The organism is Microcoleus sp. S13_C3, assembly GCF_036700905.1.
In the GTDB taxonomy this organism is placed as follows: Bacteria; Cyanobacteriota; Cyanobacteriia; order Cyanobacteriales; family Microcoleaceae; genus Microcoleus.
This window is the reverse complement of record NZ_JAUBPT010000322.1, coordinates 1-2,643: the sequence shown is the minus strand read 5'-3', so window position 1 is coordinate 2,643 and position 2,643 is coordinate 1. Positions and strand designations below refer to the sequence as shown.

The following is a 2,643-nucleotide window of genomic DNA, read 5'->3' as shown; positions in this document are numbered from 1 at the left end:
TTTGACTGCCGATAGCGGTGGCTATTCCTCAAAACACTACTACTATTCTCCCGGCAATTTAGATGCGTTTGCCCTGTCTGTATAAGGAATATAGATAATTGCAAATCCATTATTTCTCATTTGAGCTAAAGCGGGTTTCGTGAACTCTCCAGCTAACACCGCACCAAAAAATGGCGCTAACAAATGATGAAGCTCAATGATAGGTAGTATAGCGCCTTGGATTTCTTGAGCTTTGTTTTTTGAGTGTTTCGTATATCTACGCCATGCAGACTCGATAAATGCAACAGGTGTACCGAGCTGGTCATCTGTACCGTCGATCTCAATTACAAAATCTAAATCATGTTTGTTCCCGTATTTGTCTTCCCAAGTAACTTTTTTACCGCTTCTAGCTGGACGAGAACGCTGCCAATCGAGGTAGTAGTTTTTGGTGTTTGCAAACTCTTCTAGCCGAGGTTTGAGAATATCGTAGAGTACAATATCTTCAAAAAGTTTGCCTAGCCTAGAGCCTGCCCAAACTGATGTGATGGAGATTGCGCCATAAATTAACTTTCTATCCACAGTCGTCCTTCATGCAGCGGAACATTGTGTTTTCGATTTTTCCACTTGACGTTACGCTCCCTGATTTGCTCAAAATACCAGGAATCAAACCCTGCGGCAACAGCCAGTTTGCCGAGCCACTGCTCGACCGGAGCATAGACTCCGTAGGGAGCAGAATCTCCGATTACCAAGCAAATTTTGCAATTAGGTGCTGCAACTCGACGCAGGGCCTGAAATACAAATCCCATATCGATAAAATAAGCGGCAATCATTGTGTGATATGCCTTATTGCCGCTTTTAGTTACTCGAATCTTGTCTAGTTCTAGACAAACCGGTATCAGTTCGTCTAGAATCGGCTCAATAATAGATTCAGCTATCAGATTATCTAAGCTGAGTCGCTCCTTTGAAACGTGCTGTGAACTTGAACGAATTAAATATTTACGAACTGTCTCATGTAAATCTCCCCAAGAATTTACCTCCCCCCAAAATGTCATTTCAAGACGTGTAGCATCTGCATAATCGTAGTTATTTGCGTAGGGGGGAGAAGTTATTATTAAATCTATAGATCTAGGGGGAATACTTTTTAATTTTCTCGCATCTTCTTGAATAAAAGTGGCTCGACTCTCTCTAGAAATAAATTGCATTTGATACATATCTTCTTGCATCATAGCAACCTGCTTTTCTAGGATCTCGAATGGTTCACAAGTCTTAGCTTTGCGTTTGTTAGGGAGAATATATTGCCACTGTGCTGTACCTACATGACTTGATGGTCGTAGAATGGCACAAATGGCTAGAAAAATGAGAGACTGCAATTCTTCAGATAGAGACGGGGCTATTTCAAGATAAGCTTGTCTAATTTTGAAGAGGTCTATTAACCTCTCATCTGTGTAGCATTTGCTTAGTAATACTGGAATTTTTTCTGCAAGCTTTGGCGGTAGACTTGCAGCAAAAGCCTTAATTTCGGTAACTGCTGCCAAAAATTCAGGAATGTTTACCATCCAGGCGAGTTTACCTTTTGCAAGCTTACAAACAAAAGGATGCGCTTCGATACCGCAAGAATTTATACCAAGCTTATCGGCAGTGACGCAAACAGTACCAGATCCTGCAAATGGATCGAGGATAGTTTGAGGTTCTAACTCTGCTATGACTTGTTCGACCCAAGCTGCTGAGAATCCCGCCGAATAGCGAAACCACCTATGGATAGGTAATTTCATGTTGTCTGTAAACGTACCTGTCCTTTCCTTGATGACTCTGGATTGAGGATTTGCGTGCAATTGAGGGATGGAATTAAAAAGCTGAAGCCGATCGGGGTTCTTCATTGAGCTTCATGAGTCCCATACTCTGATAGAACTACAGTATCTTACCCTAAAGGTGTAAAGTCGCACCTGCAACCCGATGATCTCGATCTTTTGCCAAATAGCTCACAGCAGCGCCAGCTTGAGGATTGTCAAATTTCCTCAGCGCGCGAGCAACTCGCAGCCGAATTCCCCAGTAATCCGAACTTACTAGAGCTAATAATTGCTGCAATGCCTCTTCTTGCTTCGGGGTATTTGCCAGCACACCCAATCCGTCAATTGCTGCTTCCTGAACGGGTAAATCTTCGCCGCCAAGACCGATCGCAGAAATTTCAAATACTGCATCAGGACACTGCATTTCGTACAGCGGAGCCATAATGCTGCGGCGGACGAGCCAATTGTCATCGCGACGAAAAGCTTCGACTAAATGAGAAATTGCCTCGGTTCCGAACCTTGACAAAGAGTTAGCGGCTTCGGCGCGCACGTTCGGATCGCGATCGAACTGCATCATTTTTAACAGCGCCGCAAAAGCTTCCGCAGTTTGAATCTGCCGCAATCCCATCGCCACGAACGATCGCACCATAAACTCGCGATCGTCCACTTTGCTCAGCAACATCGGCAGCGCCACCGCCGAATCGCACTTTCTCAGAGCCGTTACCCCCCGCAGCCTCTCTTGAGAATCCGAACTTTGCAGCGCTGCTTGGATTTCGCTAATTTCCATAAGCCAATTATATATTAGGACTTACGCATTGACAAAATAACCAAACAGTGTATTGATAAATAATTGTCGTCTCCTTTCTAAGTATGGAAC

3 protein-coding genes are annotated in these 2,643 nt (G+C 43.9%); all 3 read right to left on the bottom strand.

Annotated features, from left to right (window positions below; genetic code table 11):
- Positions 1-42: 42 nt before the first annotated feature.
- From QUA16_RS36345 to QUA16_RS36335, 3 genes are read right to left on the bottom strand one after another with little or no spacing between them, the layout of a single operon-like run.
- Positions 43-558: a hypothetical protein gene (locus QUA16_RS36345; RefSeq protein WP_333109632.1), complete on the bottom strand. Its 516-nt coding sequence runs from the start codon at positions 556-558 to the stop codon at positions 43-45.
- On the bottom strand, positions 543-1,856 hold the full coding sequence (locus QUA16_RS36340) for a DNA methyltransferase (protein ID WP_333109633.1): 1,314 nt from the start codon (positions 1,854-1,856) through the stop codon (positions 543-545). The genes QUA16_RS36345 and QUA16_RS36340 overlap by 16 nt, the downstream gene beginning before the upstream one ends.
- A 46-nt stretch (positions 1,857-1,902) precedes the next feature.
- Positions 1,903-2,553 carry a HEAT repeat domain-containing protein gene (locus tag QUA16_RS36335; RefSeq protein WP_333109634.1) on the bottom strand — a complete coding sequence of 217 codons (651 nt, stop codon included), beginning with the start codon at positions 2,551-2,553 and terminating at the stop codon, positions 1,903-1,905.
- Between the last annotated feature and the right edge of the window lie 90 nt (positions 2,554-2,643).